Below are 20,593 nucleotides of genomic sequence, written 5' to 3'. Positions count from 1 at the left end.
GCGGTGTCATCGGATGCTGCTTGCTGCGCTGGCATTGATGGCCTGCAGCGCGGGTGCGCGCGCGGAGGAGGGCTACAACCTCTGGTTGCGCTACGCCCCGCTGGAACCTGTGCTTGCTGCAGACTACGCCACACAGCTGGGCGAGGTTGTCGCCCCCGATCAGACACCCACCCTGCGTGCCGCGCGCGATGAGCTGGTCCGCGGCCTCACCGGTCTGTTGGGCACCGCACCCCGGATTCAAAACGAAAGTTCCGCTGGTCACGTACTTGCGCTTGGAACGCCCCAGTCGTCGGCGTTGATCGCGCCTTTCCGCGAAGAGGTCGAGTCGCTGGGGGAGGAGGGCTACCTGCTGAAGCGCACGCGGCGTGATGGGCGCGACATGCTGCTGGTGGCATCGCGCAGTGATATCGGCGTGCTGTACGGCACGTTCCATCTGCTCAGGTTGCTGCAGACCGGTGCTTCATTGGACCACCTTGATCTGCACGAGTCGCCCAAGGTGCGGCTGCGGGTGCTTGACCACTGGGACAACCTGGACGGGTATGTCGAACGCGGCTACGCCGGCCGCTCGCTGTGGGAGTGGCAGACGCTGCCGGAGTGGCGCGACCCGCGCTACACCGATTACGCACGGGCCAATGCCTCGCTGGGCATCAACGGCACGGTGCTGAACAACGTCAACGCCAACGCACAGAGCCTCGCGCCGCAGTACCTGGCCAAGGCGGCCGCGCTGGCGGACGTGTTCCGTCCCTATGGCATCCGCGTATACCTGAGCGCGCGCTTCAGCGCCCCCATCGAACTGGGCGGGCTCAAGACCGCCGATCCGCTCGACCCTGCGGTGCAGCGGTGGTGGCGCGACAAGGCCGACGAAATCTACCAGCGCATTCCCGATTTCGGCGGCTTCCTGGTCAAGGCCAACTCTGAAGGACAGCCCGGCCCACAGGACTACGGCCGCAGCCATGCCGACGGCGCCAACCTGCTCGCCGATGCATTGGCACCGCACGGCGGCGTGGTGATGTGGCGTGCCTTCGTCTATGCACACGACGTACCCGCCGACCGGGCCACCCAGGCCTACACCGAGTTCGCGGGGCTGGACGGTGCGTTCCGCCCGAACGTGGTGCTGCAGGTGAAGAACGGCCCCATCGACTTCCAACCGCGCGAACCCTTCCATCCACTGTTCGGTGCCATGCCGCGCACGCCGCTGATGATGGAGTTCCAGATCACCAAGGAGTACCTGGGCTTCGCCACGCACCTGGTGTACCTGGGGCCGTTGTTCGAAGAAGTGCTGCAGGCCGACACCCGCGCAGGCGGCAAGCGCTTCACCGTGGCGCAGTCACTGAGCGGCATCGCCGGCGTTGCCAACATCGGCACCGATCGCACCTGGAGTGGCTCGCATTTCGATCAGGCCAACTGGTATGCGTTCGGTCGCCTTGCCTGGAATCCTGATCAGTCCTCCCGTGACATCGCCGCGGACTGGGCGGCGATGACCTTCTCGCCAGACCCCGCAGTGGTGCAGCCGATCGTCGGCATGATGATGGCCTCACGCGAGGCCGCAGTGAACTACATGACCCCGCTGGGCCTGCACCACCTGATGGCGCGCGGGCACCACTACGGACCCGGACCCTGGGTGGACGGCGGCCCGCGTGCGGACTGGACCTCGGTCTATTACCACCGTGCCGACCGCAACGGCATCGGCGTCGACCGCACCGCGACGGGCAGCAACGCCGTAGTCCAGTACGCCCCGGAAGTGGCCGCGACCTATGCGGACCTGACCCAGGTTCCAGAGGCGCTGCTGCTGTGGTTCCACCATGTGCCATGGGATCACCGCATGGCCTCCGGGCGGCCGCTGTGGGACGAGCTGGTGGGTCGCTATTCGTTGGGCGTACGCCAGGTCCAGGCCATGCAGGACACCTGGGCGAACCTGCGTGGAAGGGTGGATGCACACCGGCACGAACAGGTCGCCGCCTTCCTGCAGATCCAGCTGCGCGAAGCGCAATGGTGGCGCGATGCCAGCGTTGCCTACTTCCAGTCCATCAGCGGCAGGCCACTGCCGGCAGGCGAAGCCACACCGCCGCACCCGCTGGCGTATTACCAAGCGCTGCAGTTTCCATCGGCACCAGGAGATGGGCGATGAACGGTAAACCGAGAATGGGATGGATGTTGGGCAGCCTTCTGGCGTGCTTCGCCGCACCGGTCATGGCGCAGGAATCCGTGACGCCACTGTTGAACCCGCTCTTCCAGGACCATGCCGTCCTGCAGCGCGATCAGCCGATTACCGTGTGGGGCCATGCCTCTCCGGACACCACCGTATCGGTGACGTTCGCACGCCAGACCGCCACGGCACAGGCGGATGCAGAGGGGCGCTGGCGCGTCACATTCAAGCCCCTTGCCGCCGGCGGCCCCTACGAAATGCGCGTACGGGCAGGGCAGGAGGTCCAGACCGTGAGCGACGTGCAGATGGGCGACGTCTGGCTGTGCTCCGGCCAATCGAACATGGAGCTGCCGGTGCGGCGCGCGCTCAACGCCGACAGTGAAATCGCCTCGGCAGCGCAGCCGGACATTCGCTTGTTCACCGTGCCCAAGGCCCCGGCCGTGACGCCTCGGGAGGGCTTCTCCGGCTCCGTGTCATGGCAGCCTGCATCACCGGAAAGCGTGCGCGACTTTTCCGCCGCCTGCTACTTCTTCGCGCGTGAACTGCGGAAGACCGTCAATGTGCCGATGGGACTGATCCAGTCGGCGTGGGGCGGTTCGCGGATAGAAGCCTGGACCAGCGCCGATGCGCTGCGCGCGCAGGGTGGCATGGAGGAAGCCTTGGATGTGTTCGCCATGTATGCCAGCGACCCCGTGGCGGCAAACGCAGCCTGGGGCAAGCACTGGCAGCAGTGGTGGGAGCAGCGCGAGGGCGCCACACCCGGCGATGCCCCCTGGCAGCCCGACGCCGACCGCACCGGGTGGCGCCAGGCCCCGGTTCAGCTCGGCGCATGGGAGCGCTGGGGCATCCCGGCGCTGTCCGCGTACAACGGCATGGTCTGGTACCGCACTCAGGTGAAGCTGAGCGCCGCACAGGCCGGGCAGGGCGCGCGCCTTGAGCTGGGGCCTGCCGACGAAACCGACGTGACCTGGGTCAATGGCGTGGCGGTGGGCAGCCAGAACGCCCCGGGCGATCCGCGATCCTATCCGCTGCCGCCCGGCCTGCTGAAAGCCGGCATCAACAGCGTGGTCGTCAACGTGCTGGACACCTGGGGCGACGGTGGGCTGGCCGGCCCCGCGCAGGCCCACGCCCTGCAGCTGGACGATGGCACCCGGATCGTTCTGGATGCTCCCTGGTGGTACCGCGCAGCGCCCGGCGACCCGTCATCGCCACTGGCCCCCTGGCATGCCGCCAGCGGCCTTTCGACGCTGTACAACGGCATGATCGCGCCGCTGGGCAGCTATGGCCTGCGCGGCATGCTCTGGTACCAGGGCGAATCCAACACCGGCGATGGCGCTGGCTACGCGGACAGGCTGCGCGTGTTGCGCGATGACTGGCGCCGGCAGTTCGGCGCGGAAATGCCGCTGCTGGTGGTGCAGCTGGCCGGCTACGGGCAGCCGCCCGTGGCCCCGGTGGAAAGCGGCTGGGCGCAGGTGCGCGAAGCGCAGCGGCGCGTTACCGCAGAGGACCCGCATTCCGGGCTGGCACTCGCCATCGACATCGGCGATGCCTACGACATCCATCCGCCGAACAAACAGGAACTGGGCCGGCGCCTGGCCCGCGTGGCGCGCCATGTGGTCCATGGCGAACAGGCGCTGGCAGCCTCCGGCCCGACGGCAGGCAAGGTCTCCCGCACGAGGGTTGAGGTGCGCATCAGTTTCGACGATGTCACGGGAACGCTGGTCGCAACGGGTGCGAACGGCCCCATCGGCTTCGAACTATGCGATGCCGAAGCCAAGCACTGCACCTACGCCGACGCCACGCTGGACGGCAACGCGGTAGTGCTTAACAGCCTGCAGGCAGCATCCGCCGCCAGCGTCCGCTACTGCTGGGCAGACGGCCCAATCTGCACGCTGCGCGACAGCAGCGGCGCGCCCGCCGGTCCGTTCGAGCTCTCCCTCACCCCTTCAGGGACGCCCTGATGCGCCTGCTGCTTGCCACGGTACTGTTGCTGTCGGCCGCGCTTCGGGTGCAGGCGGCCACGCCCGCAGCCCCGGTCTACTTCGACTGGTTCGAATACGCCGGCAATGACGCCGCGTTTGAACCGCCGCTGCCCGCCGGGCATTACCGCAACCCGATCCTGGCCGGTTTCCACGCAGACCCCAGCATCACCCACGCCAACGGGAAGTTCTACCTGGTCAATTCCAGCTTTACGTACTTCCCGGGGATCCCGGTATTCGAGAGCGTGGACCTGGTGCACTGGAAGCAGATCGGCAACGTCATTGACCGCCCAACGCAGCTGGACTTCGATGGCCTCAGCGTGTCACGCGGCATCTTCGCGCCAGCCATCTCGTTCCACGACGGCGTCTTCTACGTGGTCACCACGGCGGTCGACAGCGGCGGCAATTTCATCGCCACCGCCCGCGATCCGGCCGGCCCCTGGTCCGACCCGCACTGGCTGCCGGGCATCGAGGGCATCGATCCATCGCTGTTCTTCGACGAGGACGGCAAGGTCTACCTGCTCAATAACGACGTGCCGCCCGGCCCGCCGCGCTACGAAGGCCACCGCGCCATCTGGATGCAGCAGATCGACCTGGCGTCGTTCAAGCCGGTAGGCCCACGCAAGGTGCTCATCGACGGCGGCGTGGAACCGGCCAAAAACCCGATCTGGATCGAGGGGCCGCACATCTACAAGCGCGATGGCTGGTACTACCTCTCCGACGCCGAAGGCGGCACCGGCCCGCAGCATTCGCAGGTGGTGCTGCGCAGCCGCGATGTGTGGGGACCGTACGTACCGTATGCGGGCAACCCGATCCTCACCCAGCGCGACCTGCCGCAGGACAGGCCACTGCCGATCACCAACGCCGGCCACGCCGACCTGGTGGAAGGCCCGGACGGATCCTGGTGGGCGGTATTCCTGGCCAGCCGCAACTACGACACACGCCACTACAACACCGGGCGCGAAACCTACCTGCTGCCGGTGGAATGGCGTGAAGGCTGGCCGGTGATCCTGCCGGCGGGCGAAACCATTCCGTACATCGTCAAAGCGCCATCGTGGATGCAGGGCACAGCGAAGCAGGCCCCTTCGACCGGCAATTTCATGGAGCGCAACGAGTTCGACACCCCCACGCTCGGCAATGACTGGCTGCGCGTACGCGTCCCCAAACAGCCGTGGGCCGACCTGCGCGAACGCCCCGGTTCCCTTGCGGTACACCCACTCGCGGAAGACCTCGACACGCTGCGTAACCCCGCGTTCCTGGGTCGCCGCCAGCAGCACCTGCGCTTCGAGGCCAGCACCCAGATGACGCAGCCCGCAGAAGGCGTCGCGGCAGGATTGGCCGCCTTCCAGAGCGAAGCCTACTGGTACTTCCTCGGCGTCCGCAGCGTTGGCGAAGATCGCGCGGTGATCTTCCTTGAAGCGCGCGACGGCGGCGGAGCAACAAAAACACTCGCATCGCGCGAAGTGGCAGCGGCAGCCCCGCTGCGCCTGCAGATAAAAGGGGACGGAGGACGTTATGCCTTCGCCTTCGACACACGCGATGGGCAAGGCTGGCAGACCCTCGCCGATGACGTGGACGGAACGGTATTGAGTACGGATCGTGCAGGCGGCTTCGTCGGCGCCCTGCTGGGACCATTCGCGCGCGACGAGCGCGCCCTGAGGAGCAAATGATGACGCGCAGGCCCCTGTTCCGCACGCTGGCGCTCTGCGCCGCCATCAGCCTGGCGACGGTCGGCCACGCCGCCGCGCCGCAGCCGTGGCTCGATACCTCGGCAAGCTTCGAGACCCGCGCCGCCGCGCTGGTCGCCCAGATGACCCTCGAGGAAAAGGCTGCCCAGATGCAGAATGCCGCGCCCGCCATCGAACGGCTGGGCGTTCCTGCGTACGACTGGTGGAACGAAGGCCTGCACGGCGTGGCCCGGGCAGGGCAGGCCACCGTGTTCCCCCAGGCCATCGGCCTGGCCGCCACCTTCGACGTGCCGCTGATGGGGCAGGTGGCCACCACCATCAGCGATGAAGCGCGCGCCAAGCACCACCAGTTCATCCGCGAGGGCTCGCATGGCCGCTATCAGGGGCTGACCTTCTGGTCGCCCAACATCAACATCTTCCGCGACCCGCGCTGGGGCCGGGGCCAGGAAACCTACGGCGAAGACCCGTACCTCACCGCGCGCATGGGCGTGGCCTTCGTGCACGGCCTGCAGGGCGACGACCCGGTCTACCGCAAGCTGGACGCCACCGCCAAGCACCTGGCCGTGCACAGCGGCCCCGAGGCCGATCGCCACCACTTCGACGCCCGGCCCAGCAAGCGCGACCTGTACGACACCTACCTGCCGGCGTTCGAGGCGCTGGTGAAGGAAGGCAAGGTGGACGCGGTGATGGGCGCCTACAACCGGGTCTACGGCGAATCCGCCAGCGCCAGCCACTTCCTGCTGCGTGACGTGCTGCGCCGCGACTGGGGTTTCAAGGGCTACGTGGTCTCCGACTGCTGGGCCATCGTCGATATCTGGAAGCATCACAAAATCGTACCGACCCGCGAAGCCGCCGCCGCGCTGGCGGTGAAGAACGGCACCGAGCTGGAGTGTGGCCAGGAATACGCCACATTGCCCGCAGCAGTGAAGCAGGGCCTGATCAGCGAAGCGGAGATCAACGAGGCGGTCACCCAGCTGTTCACCGCGCGGATGCGGCTGGGCATGTTCGATCCACCGGAACGCGTGAAGTGGGCACAGATCCCGGCATCGGTGAACCAGGCCCCCGCACACGACGCGCTGGCCCTGAAAGCGGCACAGGAATCGCTGGTGCTGTTGAAGAACGATGGCGTGCTGCCGCTGTCACGCAATTTCAAACGTATCGCCGTGGTGGGCCCCACCGCCGATGACACCATGGCGCTGCTGGGCAACTACTTCGGTACCCCGGCCGCACCGGTGACGATCCTGCAGGGCATCCGCGATGCCGCGAAGGGGGTCGAGGTGCGCTACGCACGCGGCGTGGACCTGGTGGAAGGGCGCGATGATCCCAGCGCGACGCCCCTGATCGAAGCCACTTACCTGCGTCCTTCCGTGGATTCCCCCGAGCGCGGCCTGCGTGGTGAGTACTTCCGCACAGCCGATCTTTCCGGCACGCCGGCCCTGGTGCGCACCGACGCCCAGATCGGCTTCCGCTGGGACCGCGGCTCGCCGACCGACAACCTGCTGGCCCGCGGCGAAGCCGCACCGGGGCAGGGCATCCCCAACGACAACTTCAGCATCCGTTGGAGCGGTCAGTTGCTCCCGCCGGTGTCGGGCCGCTACCGCATCGAGGCCGCCGCCGACGACGGCTACCGCCTGTACGTGGACGGTAAGCGCGTCCTTGACCATTGGACCACCAGCGACCGCCTGCATGGCGATGGCGTGGACCTGGACCTGGAGGCCGGGCGCGCGTACGAAGTGAAGCTGGAATACTTCGATGCCGAGCGCGATGCCGGCGTGCGGCTTGGCTGGCGCATGCCCGGCGCGAAGCCGCCGTTCGAGGAGGCCCTGGATGCCGCGCGCAATGCCGATGTGGTGGTGTTTGTCGGCGGCCTGACCGGCGACGTCGAAGGCGAGGAGATGAAGGTCAACTACCCGGGCTTCGCCGGTGGCGACCGCACCGACCTGCGCCTGCCCGCGCCGCAGCGTGCCCTGCTCGAAGCGCTGCACGCCACCGGCAAGCCGGTGGTGATGGTCCTCACCGGGGGCTCGGCCATGGCGGTTGAATGGGCGCAGGCGAACCTGCCGGCGATCCTGATGAGCTGGTACCCCGGGCAACGCGGCGGCACCGCCGTGGGCCAGGCGCTGTTCGGCGATACCAACCCCGGCGGGCGGCTGCCGGTAACGTTCTACAAGGCAGACCAGGCGATGCCGGCCTTTGACGACTACACCATGGAAGGCCGTACCTACCGTTACTTCCGGGGCACGCCGCTGTACCCGTTCGGGCACGGCTTGTCTTACACAACCTTCGACTACGGCAAACTGCGCCTGGATGCGCCCCGCATTCCCGCAGACGGGCAACTCAAGGTGCAGGTGGACGTGGCCAACACCGGCAAGCGCGCAGGCGATGAAGTGGTGCAGCTGTATGTGCGCCGGGTGGATGCGGCGCCGGGTGATGCGCAGCAGGCGCTGCGCGGCTTCCAGCGTGTGCAGCTGGCCCCGGGTGAGCGACGTACCGTGGCGTTCGATCTGGATGCAACGCAGGCCCTGCGCCAGTACGACGAAGCGCGGGCGGCCTATGTCGTGCCGCCGGGCGCGTACGAGGTCAGGGTAGGCAGCTCCAGCGCCGACGCCCGCGTGCAGGCCCGCTTCACCGTGGAGGCTGCCCGTGACTGAGCACGTCCTGTCGGTACGGGAAAAGCTGGGCTACAGCCTGGGCGACCTCGCTGCGAACCTGATCTTCCAGACGCTGATCACCTACCTCGCGTTCTTCTATACCGATGTGTACCGGCTGCCCCCTGCCACGGCCGCGACGATCATCTTCGTGATCGGCCTGCTGGGCGCGTTCGTGTTCACCCCGCTGATCGGCATCGCCGCCGACCGCACCGCAACGCGCTGGGGCAAGTTCCGGCCGTGGATCCTGTGGACGGCGGTACCGTTCGGCGTGCTCTCGCTGCTGGCCTTCAGCACCCCGCAGCTGGGTGCGCAGGGCAAGATCATCTACGCCCTGGGCACCTATGGCCTGCTGATGCTGGTCTACGCAGCCAACAACCTGCCGTATTCCGCGCTCAGTGGTGTGCTCACCGGCAGCATGGCCCAGCGCAACAGCCTCTCGGCCTACCGCTTCGTGGCAGTGATGATCGCGCAGTTCATCATCCAGGTGCTGCTGTTGCCGCTGGTGCTGATCCTCGGTGACGGTGACCGCGTGCTGGGCTTCGAACGGGTCATGACCGTGTTCGCGGTGGTAGGCACGGTATTCTTCCTGATCACCTTCGCCACCACCCGCGAGCGCATCGTGCCGGCCAAGGAGCAGACCGGCGGCGTGCTGCAGGACCTGGCTGACCTGCTGCGCAACCGCCCATGGCAGGTGATGCTGGCCCTGACGATCCTGGTCTTCATCAACCTGGCGCTGAAGGGCGGCACCTACATCTACTACTTCCAGTACTACATGAGCGGGCCCGCTCTCGCAGGCTTCCTCGACAACACCGGCTTCAACCGCTTCATTGGCGGATTGAACGCCACGCTCAGTGGCATGGGGCTGTCCGGCTTCGCGTGGCCGGAGGATCCGGCAACCTCGGCGTTCAGCCTGTTCAACGCGTGCGGCATCATCTGCATGATCCTGGGCATCGGGGTCTCGCGCCGGCTGGCCGACCGTTTCGGCAAGCGCGATGTATTCGGTGGCGCGTTGCTGGTCTCCACTGTGTTCCTGCTGGTGTTCTACTTCTTCCCGCCCACCGCCGTGGCCGTGGCGTTCGTGTCCTTCATGCTGCACGGCTTCTTCTACGGCATCACCATTCCGTTGCTGTGGGCGATGATCGCCGACGTCGCCGACTACTCCGAATGGAAGAACAACCGCCGCGCCACCGCCATCATTTTCTCCGCGATGCTGTGCGGCCTGAAGATCGGCCTCAGCATTGGTGGCGCACTGGTCGCTGGCATCCTGGCGTACTACGGCTACCAGGCCGGCGCAGACCAGCAGCCGGAGGGCGTAGTCAACGGCATCCGCCTGACGGTGAGCGTGTACTGCTCCCTACCGTTCCTGATCGCCGTGGCGATGCTGTTCCTCTACAAGATCGACAAGCGCATGGAAACCCGCATCGAGCAGGAGCTGCAGCAGCGCCGCGAAGGCACCACCCTGGGGCACCTGGCGGCACGTGCCATCTCCCAGCCGCTGGTGACCCACATCTACACGGCCGATCCGTCGGCCCATGTGTTCGAGGGGCGGCTGTACATCTATCCCTCGCACGACATCGATGCCGGCGCGCCGTTCGACGATGATGGCGGGCACTTCGGCATGGAGGACTACCACGTGCTGCGGATGGACAGCCCCACCGGCGAGGCCACCGACTGCGGCATGGCGCTGCATGTGCGTGATGTGCCCTGGGCCGCAAAGCAGATGTGGGCTCCAGACGCGGCCCACCGTGACGGCCGCTATTACCTGTACTTCCCGGCCAAGGACGGGGAGGGGAGGTTCCGCATCGGCGTCGCCGGTGCCGATCGCCCCGAGGGTCCGTTCACCGCCGAACCGGAGCCGATGGCCGGCACGTACTCGATCGACCCGGCCGTATACGAGGACGACGACGGCGCGCACTACCTCTACTTCGGCGGCATCTGGGGCGGCCAGCTGCAGACGTACCGCGACAACCGCTACGACGCCGCGCACGCAGAGCCCACCGGCGATGCGCCGGCACTGGGCCCGCGCGTCGGCCGACTGGACGCAGGCATGACCCAGCTGGCCGAGCCCACGCGGGAAGTCATCATCCTGGACGAGCACGGCCAGCCACTGCGCGCCGACGACCATGAGCGGCGGTTCTTCGAGGGTCCGTGGCTGCACAAGTACCAAGGCAGGTATTACCTGTCGTACTCCACCGGCAACACCCATCTACTCTGCTACGCCACCGGGAACAGCCCGTACGGCCCGTTCACTTATGCCGGCGTGATCCTCAAGCCTGTAGTGGGCTGGACCACGCATCACTCCATCTGCGAGGTCGAAGGGCAGTGGTACCTGTTCTATCACGACTCCCTGCTGTCGGGCGGGGTCACCCACCTGCGTTCGGTCAAGTGCACCCCGCTGCACATGGAGGCGGACGGCAGCATCCGGACCATTGATCCCTATGGCAACTGAAAGTCCGTTGCCCATCGACGACGCGCAGGCGCCACTGCCTGCTGGCCAGCTGCACTGGTTGCGGGCGGGGGAGCTGGAGGTGGCACTTGGCCCTGAGGCCGGCGGGCGTATCGCCCGCATCCGCCATGAAGGGGTGGAGTGGCTGGTGGACGATCAGGAGGGCGGCGCAGCCGCCATCGCCTGGGGCTGCTACCCCATGGTGCCGTGGGCCGGCCGGATCCGCCACGGCCGCTTCAACTTCGATGGGAGGGCGTACGCATTGCCAACGAACTTCGGCGAACACGCCATCCACGGGGTAGGGTTCGCACTGCCCTGGCAGATCGACAGCATCGCAGCAGACAGCGCCACGCTGTCGCTGGAACTTCCCGAGGACGACTACTGGCCCTTCGGCGGCACCGCAACGCAGGTCATCCAGCTAACGCCAACCAGCCTGGAACTGCGCCTGGCAGTGCAGGCTGGCACCCAGCCGATGCCGGTCGTACTCGGCTGGCACCCATGGTTCCGCAAACCGGATGAGTTACTGTTCGAGCCAGAGGCCATGTACCCGCGAGACGAGGAGGGCATAGCCAGGCTGCCACTGGAAAGCGCATCCCCCGGCCCATGGGACGACTGCTTCATCAACCAGAGGGACATAACCCTGGTATACGGAGGCCAGCGCCTGACGCTGCGTGCCAACACCGACCACTGGGTGGTCTACGACGCGGCCCTACACGCCACCTGCGTAGAACCCCAAACCGGCCCGCCCGACGGCTTCACCCTCGCACCCAACCGCCTCAACCCGGGCGAACAACTAGAGCTGACCTTCAATCTCGCCTGGAACCCGAAACGGTAGGGTCGGTTCCCAAACGACCGCCGATAACAGTGATCGGCACGGCAACGCATGACCTAAAATCGAAAACACGCCTCTTCCGTTCGGCAATTGGGGGATCGGCTATCCTGAGCCCCCTCTCCACCTTGCCTTCGAGCCCCACGCATGCCCGCGACTTCGATGGTTGTTCGACCCAGGCGGTGGCTCACCTACCTCGTAATCTCCGCCGTGCTCCTGGCCGCAGGCTGTGCAGACGAACCGGCCCCTTCCAAGGATCTGGGGACGGAGATCGACGAGGTCGCCGCCACGCTGATCGAGCAGCCCTTGCTCCACTCGACCTCGATCGGGGTCGTATACCGAGGCAAGGAATACATCCGCCATCGCGGCGACATGCAGGCAGGCAAGCGAGGCGCTCCTACCGATGCGACGCTCTACGAAATCGGCTCGTTGAGCAAGACGCTGGCGGGCACCTTGATGGCCAGCGCTGTGTTGGATGGCAAGGTGACGCTGGACGACGACGTCAGGATGTACCTGCAGGGGGCCTACCCGAACCTGCAGTACAAGGGCGAACCCATCCGCCTCCGCCACCTGCTGTCGCATACCAGCGGCCTGCCGAACATGCTTCCGGAACGCGCGAACACCGTGCTTGATGAGTTCACCGACCACGGCACACCGCCCGAACTCAATGCCATCTACGCGCACTACGGTAAACCCGATTTCTTCAACGACCTGCACACTGTGGAAATCCCGCGCGCGCCCGGAAAGGTCTACGCCTACTCAAGCACCGGCACGGAACTGACCGCGCACATTCTGGAACAGGTCTACAAGCGGGACTACGAGTCACTGCTGCGTGGATTCCTCAGCGAGACCGCAGGGATGAGCGGCATCAGGATCCGCCTGGCTGACACCGAGGTGCAGCAGCTTGCGATTGGCTACCACAGCGACAACCCCATACCGACCACCCCGATGCCGCAGCTTCCCTGGGGGGCATCCGGGAACGTAAAGGCCACCGTCCCGGAGATGGTGAAGTACCTCAGGTTCCAATTGGCCAACGGCCCTGTCGTAACGGAATCCCATCGCCCGCTGGTCAAATTCGATTCCGACTTCAGCATCGGCTACTTCTGGAACATCGTCAGCGGCGACCGCCAGAAGGGCCGCTACTACGCCCACCATGGCGGCGTGCCCCGCTCGCAATGCTACATCTACATCATCCCCAAGTACGACCTGGGCATCTTCATCATCACCAACCAGAGCGGCGACCATACCGCGAACGCAATGGAAGCGGCGGTGGATTCGCTGGTTGAGAAGGTTGCCGCGCGGGACAGGGAGCAATGAAACTCTTCACCCGTCCACCAGACCGCCCCTATTGGAATATGTTCGTCGCCGCGTTGATCGGGGTTCCCGTCGGAAGCCTGCTGATATCGCTTCACGTCGCGCTGGCCGGAGCCACCACGTCTGCTGAAGCCTTGACGCTCATCGGCGATGCTGTGTTCGTTTCCTTCTTCGGCTACGTCATGATGGCGTTGCTGCTTCTTGTATATGGGCTTCCTGCACTTTGGCTGGCGTTGAGGTTTCGCCTTGCGGGTCCGGCCATAGCGCTCACGATTGCCACGCTTCCTGGTCTTTCCGTGCTGCTCAGCGAAGGCGCACTTCAGAACAGCATCCTATTGATACCGGCGGCCATGTCCTTGGCCACGGGCGTGGCATTTGTCACGCTGGCCTACTGGGGCCCCGGCGGGAATTCGGGGACGGGTAGGGTCGGTTCCCAAACGACCGCCGATAACGGTGATCGGCACAGTAACGCATGACCCAAAATCGAAACCGCGCCGCCTGCGTTCGAGGTCATGCCCTAGAGGAGTAATCACCACCCCGGCGGTCGATTGGCATGCAACCCTACCGCGAGCCGGCATACAGCAGCGCGGCAGGCACAAACCGGCCAGGCCCGACGCTACTCCTCAGCCGGTCACCTGCAGGTCTTCGTCCGTCGCCGCCCGGCGCCAGGCGGCCACGTACCGGAGGTACTTACCGATGAAGATGCCGGTGAAACCGCCCGACAGCAGCAGATAGGCAGCCCGGAAACCAACATCCCCCGCAAGCGTCGGCGACATCGCCAGCGCGGATTCAAACCCGTACTTCACCGCGAATGTCACCAGCAGCAGCGGCAGCAGGCTGTAATCCGCGCTGCGCCACAGCTTCCCGGTTGCCCGGTTCGCGGTCAGCACTGCACGACGCAGCATCATCCAGCCGATGCCCGTCCCCGCGCCGATGCCGACCAGCCACAGCGCCCACGCCTGCCAGGACGTGCCATAACGCGCACTGATCGACCACAGGCCCCACGCGGTAAACAGGGCAGGCACCACCGCCAGCCGCCCCAGCGTGATCTCACCCGGCTTCATCGCGGCGACGCCGCGCGTGATCAGGAAGATCAGAAGCGCCCAGACCCAGATGGGGGTGTGGGAAGCGAACTGCTGCAACATGTTCATGGAGGGTCCTTGGCTTTGGGTGGATGCCGGCCGTGTAGTGCCGTGCGGGAATGGGGTAATTCTCGCTTTGGGCCGAATCGGAACAAGTGACAGCTGTCAGCCATCGGGGAGTACAGGTTGGCGGCTACCATAGGCGCCTTCCAGTACGCTCAAGATGGACGGATGACAAAGCACGACACGGACGCCGCGGAACCATTCGACGCCACTGGCATCGGCCCCTTCAGACGTATCCAGAGCATCGCCCAGCCGGCGCTCCTGGCACTCGCTCTAGGCATCGCGCCGGCATGGGCGGAGGCGCCCCAGACATTCGCCCTGCAGGCCAGCGGGTTCGAAAGCGGCTTGGTCGCCAACGGTCAGGGCCGGCTGATCCAAGAGTGGCCGGGGCGGCCGCAGCAGATCGCCCCAGATCGCTGGCTCGTCGTGGATTTCGAGAGAAGCAGCAGCGTGTGGTTCGATGACACTGGCCGGGTCTCATTAAAGGGCCCGTATGTCGAGCTCCGATCCGATGCGGCATTCGAACGTCACCCGAACGATCCGGACCCAACCCCACTGTTCAGCACATGGTCCAGGGCAGGGACCGCCCTGTTGCGCGCCGATGGAAGCACCTTCGTCGACTGGCAGCCCGGCAGCGGCGAGTGGGCCATCACGGCGCACCCGCAACGCTATAGCTGGCGCTCGCGGGAAACGGGGGAGCGCATCTTCGATGCACGTGGGCAGCTGCGCATGCAGCTGGCCAAGGGGGAACTCCGGGCTGCCGGTCCGTTCCCGGAACGCACTCAATACCTGGTCTGCGACCTCGATCCGGGCACTCCCTGCGCGCTGCGCGATGAGGCAGGAAAGACGCTGTGGAGCGAGCGCATCGACAACCTGATCCCGCTCAACAACGGCGGCTGGCTGGGACTGCAGGGCAGGGCATGGCGCCGGCTGGATGCGGGCGGCCAACTGACCGGAGATCGCGCGCTCATCTACGTGGTGGGCTACTCATCGGCGCGGTCGCGTAGCCCCGCCTCTGAAGACGTGGGCACTTGGCCGCGCTGGGCAACCGAATACCATGTCATCCGCGAAGACGCAGAAGGCATTTTTGCGGATGAAGCCGACGCCGTGGGCGGTCTCATGTACCCGGATGGGCGCTTTCTCGCGATCGCAGGGGCGACTTCCGGCGAGGAGGTCTGCCAAGGCATATGGCGCGCGCGCATGGTCGACGCCGGTGACAAGTTGGTTGATGCGAATGGACAGATTCTGGGGCCATTCAACGCCTACGCGTGGAAGGAGGTTGAGGGGCGTCCCGAGCTTCGCCAGGCGATAGCGGAAGACGGGCAGGAAACCTTGGTGGACTGCAGGGGAAAGCTACTGGTCCAGACACCGCCGCTTAGCCAACTAAGCGCAGAGGCCACAGGCTTTTTCGGCACGCTGGACGGCGAATCCCAGCCCCGGCTGTGGCTCGACGCCGCGCTTGGCCAGCACCTGCTGCCCAACGGCAGCTGGATCGACCAGGTCAGTGTTGATGGCGCATTGCTCCTCGTACGCAGCGACGCGGACGGGTCCCGCATGTATCACGTAAAGCAAGGCCGCTTCGTGGGCGGCACCATCGAATCTGCACATGCGCTACTGCCGGGCGGCGTCGTGTTCCTGCGCGAAGGCTATTACGGATTCATGGATGCTGATGGGGTCGAGCGGCTGCCGGCACGCTACACCGCGATCACCCCTTGGGGCGAAGATCGCTTGTGGACGTCGCGCTACCTCGACAATGACGCGCCGGGCAGGATCACGACCCTGCATCGCATGGACGGCTCGGTCGTCGCCAGCTGGCTCAATGCCTCAATGAACGACAGCCCGATCCTCCGAAGCCTACCCAATCAAGGATCGCTGACCGAACTGATCGGCCCAACCTTCGAAAGGCCGGACGGGGAGTACCTCGGCCAGCAATGGGTGGACCGCAACGGCCGCACCCTGTTCCTGTCACTCCACTGCCAACGCGGCTCGCGGGAGATCGATGGCGGTGTGATTGAACCACTCACAGGGTCAGCACGACGCCAGGGCACTGATTGCACGATCCCGGATGACATCCGGGCTGCAATGAGGCCGACCGCCAACGATTGACCAACGGAATGACAGGGAACTCGATGGAATCGCGCTTCCCCGAAACGTCTGAGACACCGTAGGGTCGGTTCCCAAACGACCGCCGATAACGATAATCGGCATGGTAACGCATGACCCAAAATCGAAGCGCGCTGCCTGCGTTCCAGATAATGCCCTAATGGGTAATCACCACCCCGGCGGTTGATTGGGATGCAACCCTACCGAAGTGCGGTCTGGACCGTTTGCAGCGGCAGATGCACACCCGCCCAATAATGTGCACAATCCCCCCGGGACCGGGCATGACGCCAGGTAAGCTCCGTGCCACGTCCGGGGGGACAGCACGGAGCAGGACAACAGGGGGATATACATAATGGATTCGCTCTATCCGGCGGGGCCTTCGGCCGTGCCCGCGCAGCTCACCGCACCCAGCTCCGCCTACCGTCGCCATGCATGGCTGGCCGTAGCCGGCCTGCTCGGTTTCGCCACCGCCTACTTCGCCCTGATGGGCTGGTTCGGCTGGACCGCCTACCGCGTATTCCGCACCCTGCTGGCAGGGGAGGGCGGCAATACGCTGCTCAACATCATCGTCGGCACCTTCGCGTTGTTCCTTGCCGTCTTCATGGCCAAGGGGCTGGTGTTCCTCAAGCGTGGGCAGGCTTCCAGGGAACTGGAGCTCAAGCAGGCCGAGCAGCCCGAGCTGTTCGCCTTCCTCCACCGCCTGGCTGACGAAGCCGGCGCGCCGCGCCCCAAGCGGGTCTACCTGTCGGCGCGGGTCAATGCCAGCGTCTTCTACGACCTCTCGCTGTTCAACCTGCTGTTTCCCTCGCGCAAGAACCTGGACATCGGCCTGCCGCTGGTCAACGCACTGAACCTGGGCGAGTTCAAGGCCGTACTGGCCCACGAATTCGGCCACTTCGCGCAGCGCACCATGGCCGTCGGCCGTTGGGTGTACGTGGCCCACCAGATCGCCAGCCAGCTGGTCGCCCGCCGCGATGCGCTCGATGCCCTGCTGGCCACCGTGTCGCGCCTGGACCTGCGCATTGCCTGGGTGGGCTGGCTTCTGTCACTCATCGTCTGGGCCATCCGCTCGCTGGTGGACACCGCCTTCAGCGTGGTCGCCCTGTCCGAGCGCGCCCTGTCGCGTGAGATGGAATACCAGGCCGATCTGGTGGCCGCTTCGCTCGCCGGCAGCGACGCCCTCGTGCACGCCTTGCACCGCCTCGGCGCGGCCGACGATGCCTGGGACAGGTCACTCGGCTTTGCCTCCCGCGAATTCGAAGCCGGCCATGCCGTGGCCGACCTGTTCGCGGTACAGACGCGCATGCTGGCCAACCTGCGCCGCGTGTCGCCGGATCCGCTGTATGCCGATCCGCCGCAGCTGCCCGAACGCGAGCGCGAGCAGCACCGGGTGTTCCGCCGCGACATGGTGCGCGTGCCGCAGATGTGGTCCACCCACCCGGCCAACGCCGACCGCGAGAACAACCTCAAGCGGCGCTATGTGGAAGCGGCGATCGACGAGCGCCCGGCCATGCTGCTGTTCCGTGACGCGGACGGACTCCGGCACGAGCTCACCCGTGACATGCTGCGCGAAACCCCGCCGGCCTTCGCCGACGTCGATACCTCGCTGACCCGGCTCGACGCCGAATTCGCCATCCGTGCCATGCACCAGCGCTACCAGGGCACCTACCTGCGGCGCTCGTTCGTGCGCGGCGTGGCCACCCCGGCCGAGCTGTTCCTGCACACCCTGGCGCCGCTGAGCGACGCCCAGATCCGCGAGCGCATCACCGGCCTGTATGCACCCGCGCATGGCAAGGCCCTGCAGCAGCTGCAGCTGCTGGAAGATGAGCGCGCCACGCTGGACGCCGCCCGCGCCGGCCACCTGCGCGCCACCCGCAATCGCGTGCATTGGCGTGACCAGGTGCTGGACACCCGCCGCCTCGGCCCGGTCATCGCAACGCTGGATGACGAAATCGCACCGCTGCGCCAGGCTGTGTTCCAGCACGACCAGCAATGCCGCAGCCTGCACCGCCTGGCCGCGCGCCGCAGCGGGGCAGGGTGGGAGAACCTGCTGGAAGGGCAGGTGACCCTGCTGCACTACTGTGAGCACGTCGAAGCCGACCTGCGCGATGCCTACGGGCTGTTCCTCAACACCCTGCATGTGGTGACGGCCGACAAGCGCGTCTCCGACAAGGAACTGCGCCGCCTGCTGGGCACCGCCGAGAAGGTACGGCAGGCGCTTGGCGTCATCTACGACTACGCCCACAACTGCGTGATCGATGAAACCGTGGTCGAACACGGCGGCAAGCCGCTGAAAGAGACGCTGGGCGAGCTGGGCCTGCCCATGCCGGTACAGGCGAACATCGACAACTGGATCAAGCATTCCAGCGGCTGGGTCAACCACACCTGCGCCGCGCTCTCGCAGCTGCGCGCCGCGACGCTGGAAGCCCTGCTGGCCAATGAAGATGCCGTGGCAGCGCGCCTGGGCTCGGACGAAGTAGCGCCGCCCGCGCCGACGCCTTCCAAGGTTCCCACGCCCTATCCGGTGCTGCTGCCCGGCCAGGAGCGCAAGCTGCAGACCAAACTGGGCTGGTGGGATCGCTTCCAGACCGCCGACGGCTGGGCTGCCAGCACCGCGCGTGCCTCTGCTGCTGCGGCGATTGTCGTGGGCGTGCTGGCGTTCGGCATGCACACCGGCGCCGCCACCGTCTCGCTGTACAACGGCCTGGCCACCCCGGTGCGGGTCACCATCGACGGCAACACCGTCGAACTGGCACCGCTTCAGAGCGCCAGCATGGACGTCGCCCCGGGCGCTGCCCACCAGGTGACCACCCAAAGCGCGGGCGGGGAGCTCATCGAATCCTTCGAAACCGAGCGCATGACAGGCCGTTCGCACTTCACCTACAACGTCGCCGGCGCCACGCCCATGGTGCAGTGGTCGGCCGTCTACGGTGGTGCCAAGCCCGATGAAGACCGTAACCTGGGCGCGGAGCGCTGGTCGGCCACGAGCGCCGACTACGTGCTGGAGGAGCCGCCGAGCTCCATCCAGACCAAGAGCAACGACGGCGGCAAGCGCTCGGTGGTATCGGCCGTGGGTGAGCTGGCACCGCATCGACAGCTGGGGCTGGTGACCGATGAAGCCCAGCGGCAGGCCATGATCCTCGCGCACGCCCGCTGGGACGCGCCGGAATCGCGCCATCTGACGACATGGCTGGCCATGGCCTCGCAGAACCCGGCCACCCTGCAGGGCATCATTGCAGAACGGCTGACGCGCCATCCTGAAGATGTCGCGGCACTGCGCGTCGAGCAGCAGCTTGACAAGGGCCAAGGGCTGAACGCCGCCTGCGAGCGCCAGCAGAAGATGGCAACAGGCAAGCCCGCATCGCCGGCACTGGCGTATCTCTCCATCCGTTGCATGCCCCAGGGCCAAGCGCAGGATGAGGCCTTCCTCGCCGGCCAACAGCGCTGGCCGCAGGATCCGTGGTTCGCGCTGGCCTCTGGTTACGTGCTTGCCTCCCGCGGCGACTGGACCGCAGCCAACGAGGTGTGGTCCAAGGCGGCAATGGGACCGCAGACCGCAGAGTTCACCGCACCGGAGCTGGCACGCGTCAAGCGCATGCTGGGCGCCAGCGACCAGGAGCTGCAGCCGCTGGCCGCCGAGTCAGCGCACCTGACCAGCCTGCTGGCCCTGGACAGCACCGAAGTGATGGGTTCGCAGTATGAGGCCTACATCCACCTCCACCGGGGTGAGTACCAGGGGGCAGTGGCCATGGCGGAGTTGGACGCTGAATTGTTCCCGCAAGTACTTCGCCTGGCAGGCGCCTCCGATGGCGCACCGGAGGACCTGGTCAAGAAGGCCCTGGACCTGCCGGCGGAGGAGGGCATATCGCCGGATTCCGCCTGGAGCATGTGGGCACTGGCGCTGCGGCAGGGCAGGAACGAAGCCGTGTGGCGGGAAAAGGTACTGGCCACCGACGCGGAAGAAGCCGCGCGCGTGGTGGCGTTCGTAGATGCCGTGCGCGCCAATGCCTCCGAGCAGCAGGCCGAAGCCGTGCTGGGCAACGTAAGGCCAGCTAATCGCGGCTATGCCTACACCGTCGCCGCCGTGGTGCGCGGGCAGTCGTGCCCACAGGCGTGGCGCGAAGGTGCCAAGAGGCTGCTGTTCGGCACCGAACGCCCGCACTTGATGTAAGGCACGAGGCACGGCGGGGAGAAAACACCCGCCGCGCAGTCCCGCAGTCCAGCGACCACCGGCAGGGTCGGTCGCCTGGCGACTGCGTTCAATCCGCAAACCTCCATTGAGGTATCACTGA

The 20,593-nt window shown here is 66.4% G+C and carries 11 protein-coding genes and 1 pseudogene; 11 read left to right on the top strand and 1 reads right to left on the bottom strand.

The annotated features are described in order from the left end of the window. The first annotated feature begins 13 nt into the window (after nucleotides 1-13). From SOM39_RS16335 to SOM39_RS16295, 9 genes and pseudogenes are all read left to right on the top strand, one after another. Complete coding sequence (locus SOM39_RS16335) at nucleotides 14-2,128, top strand: alpha-glucuronidase family glycosyl hydrolase (protein WP_320458940.1); 2,115 nt, start codon at nucleotides 14-16, stop codon at nucleotides 2,126-2,128. Nucleotides 2,129-2,151: 23 nt separating this feature from the next. Next, a complete protein-coding gene (locus tag SOM39_RS16330) occupies nucleotides 2,152-4,107 on the top strand; it encodes a sialate O-acetylesterase (RefSeq protein ID WP_320458939.1) in 1,956 nt (651 codons plus the stop codon). Continuing rightward, the gene (locus SOM39_RS16325; RefSeq protein WP_320458938.1) at nucleotides 4,107-5,795 is read left to right on the top strand and encodes a glycoside hydrolase family 43 protein; all 1,689 of its coding nucleotides are present in this window, start codon (nucleotides 4,107-4,109) and stop codon (nucleotides 5,793-5,795) included. The genes SOM39_RS16330 and SOM39_RS16325 overlap by 1 nt, the downstream gene beginning before the upstream one ends. After that, nucleotides 5,795-8,464: a glycoside hydrolase family 3 protein gene (locus SOM39_RS16320; RefSeq protein ID WP_341849678.1), complete on the top strand. Its 2,670-nt coding sequence runs from the start codon at nucleotides 5,795-5,797 to the stop codon at nucleotides 8,462-8,464. The genes SOM39_RS16325 and SOM39_RS16320 overlap by 1 nt, the downstream gene beginning before the upstream one ends. After that, a pseudogene (locus SOM39_RS16315) lies at nucleotides 8,451-9,911 on the top strand (MFS transporter); the annotation flags it as partial. The gene SOM39_RS16320 and the pseudogene SOM39_RS16315, both read left to right, overlap by 14 nt. Further along, nucleotides 9,897-10,913: a glycoside hydrolase family 43 protein gene (locus tag SOM39_RS16310; protein WP_414715889.1), complete on the top strand. Its 1,017-nt coding sequence runs from the start codon at nucleotides 9,897-9,899 to the stop codon at nucleotides 10,911-10,913. The pseudogene SOM39_RS16315 and the gene SOM39_RS16310, both read left to right, overlap by 15 nt. After that, nucleotides 10,903-11,745 carry an aldose 1-epimerase gene (locus tag SOM39_RS16305; protein ID WP_414715888.1) on the top strand — a complete coding sequence of 281 codons (843 nt, stop codon included), beginning with the start codon at nucleotides 10,903-10,905 and terminating at the stop codon, nucleotides 11,743-11,745. Before SOM39_RS16310 ends, SOM39_RS16305 begins: the two co-directional genes overlap by 11 nt. A gap of 141 nt (nucleotides 11,746-11,886) precedes the next feature. Next, nucleotides 11,887-13,056 carry a serine hydrolase domain-containing protein gene (locus SOM39_RS16300; protein WP_320458935.1) on the top strand — a complete coding sequence of 390 codons (1,170 nt, stop codon included), beginning with the start codon at nucleotides 11,887-11,889 and terminating at the stop codon, nucleotides 13,054-13,056. Then, nucleotides 13,053-13,529 carry a hypothetical protein gene (locus SOM39_RS16295; protein WP_320458934.1) on the top strand — a complete coding sequence of 159 codons (477 nt, stop codon included), beginning with the start codon at nucleotides 13,053-13,055 and terminating at the stop codon, nucleotides 13,527-13,529. Before SOM39_RS16300 ends, SOM39_RS16295 begins: the two co-directional genes overlap by 4 nt. 147 nt (nucleotides 13,530-13,676) lie before the next feature. Here the strand turns inward: SOM39_RS16295 and SOM39_RS16290 are convergent, their stop codons facing one another. After that, nucleotides 13,677-14,204, bottom strand: a complete 528-nt coding sequence (locus SOM39_RS16290) for a DUF6622 family protein (RefSeq protein WP_320458933.1) — start codon at nucleotides 14,202-14,204, stop codon at nucleotides 13,677-13,679. A 162-nt stretch (nucleotides 14,205-14,366) separates the two neighbouring features. Between SOM39_RS16290 and SOM39_RS16285 the strand changes: the two genes are divergently transcribed. Continuing rightward, nucleotides 14,367-16,304, top strand: a complete 1,938-nt coding sequence (locus SOM39_RS16285; protein WP_320458932.1) for a hypothetical protein — start codon at nucleotides 14,367-14,369, stop codon at nucleotides 16,302-16,304. A 349-nt stretch (nucleotides 16,305-16,653) separates the two neighbouring features. Continuing rightward, nucleotides 16,654-20,472, top strand: a complete 3,819-nt coding sequence (locus SOM39_RS16280) for a M48 family metallopeptidase (RefSeq protein WP_320458931.1) — start codon at nucleotides 16,654-16,656, stop codon at nucleotides 20,470-20,472. Nucleotides 20,473-20,593 lie beyond the last annotated feature (121 nt).

This window comes from Stenotrophomonas sp. CFBP8994, assembly GCF_034044835.1.
Taxonomy (GTDB): domain Bacteria; phylum Pseudomonadota; class Gammaproteobacteria; order Xanthomonadales; family Xanthomonadaceae; genus Stenotrophomonas; species Stenotrophomonas rhizophila_A.
Note: the sequence above shows the minus strand (reverse complement) of the source record. Positions and strands in the feature narration are given on the sequence as shown.

Excerpts from the sequence above, each read along its gene's own strand:
- SOM39_RS16335 (WP_320458940.1), top strand. The coding sequence starts at position 14 with ATGCTGCTTGCTGCGCTGGCATTGATGGCCTGCAGCGCGGGTGCGCGC.
- SOM39_RS16330 (WP_320458939.1), top strand. The coding sequence starts at position 2,152 with ATGTTGGGCAGCCTTCTGGCGTGCTTCGCCGCACCGGTCATGGCGCAG.
- SOM39_RS16325 (WP_320458938.1), top strand. The coding sequence starts at position 4,107 with ATGCGCCTGCTGCTTGCCACGGTACTGTTGCTGTCGGCCGCGCTTCGG.
- SOM39_RS16320 (WP_341849678.1), top strand. The coding sequence starts at position 5,795 with ATGACGCGCAGGCCCCTGTTCCGCACGCTGGCGCTCTGCGCCGCCATC.
- SOM39_RS16305 (WP_414715888.1), top strand. The coding sequence starts at position 10,903 with ATGGCAACTGAAAGTCCGTTGCCCATCGACGACGCGCAGGCGCCACTG.
- SOM39_RS16300 (WP_320458935.1), top strand. The coding sequence starts at position 11,887 with ATGCCCGCGACTTCGATGGTTGTTCGACCCAGGCGGTGGCTCACCTAC.
- SOM39_RS16295 (WP_320458934.1), top strand. The coding sequence starts at position 13,053 with ATGAAACTCTTCACCCGTCCACCAGACCGCCCCTATTGGAATATGTTC.
- SOM39_RS16290 (WP_320458933.1), bottom strand. The coding sequence starts at position 14,204 with ATGAACATGTTGCAGCAGTTCGCTTCCCACACCCCCATCTGGGTCTGG.
- SOM39_RS16285 (WP_320458932.1), top strand. The coding sequence starts at position 14,367 with ATGACAAAGCACGACACGGACGCCGCGGAACCATTCGACGCCACTGGC.
- SOM39_RS16280 (WP_320458931.1), top strand. The coding sequence starts at position 16,654 with ATGGATTCGCTCTATCCGGCGGGGCCTTCGGCCGTGCCCGCGCAGCTC.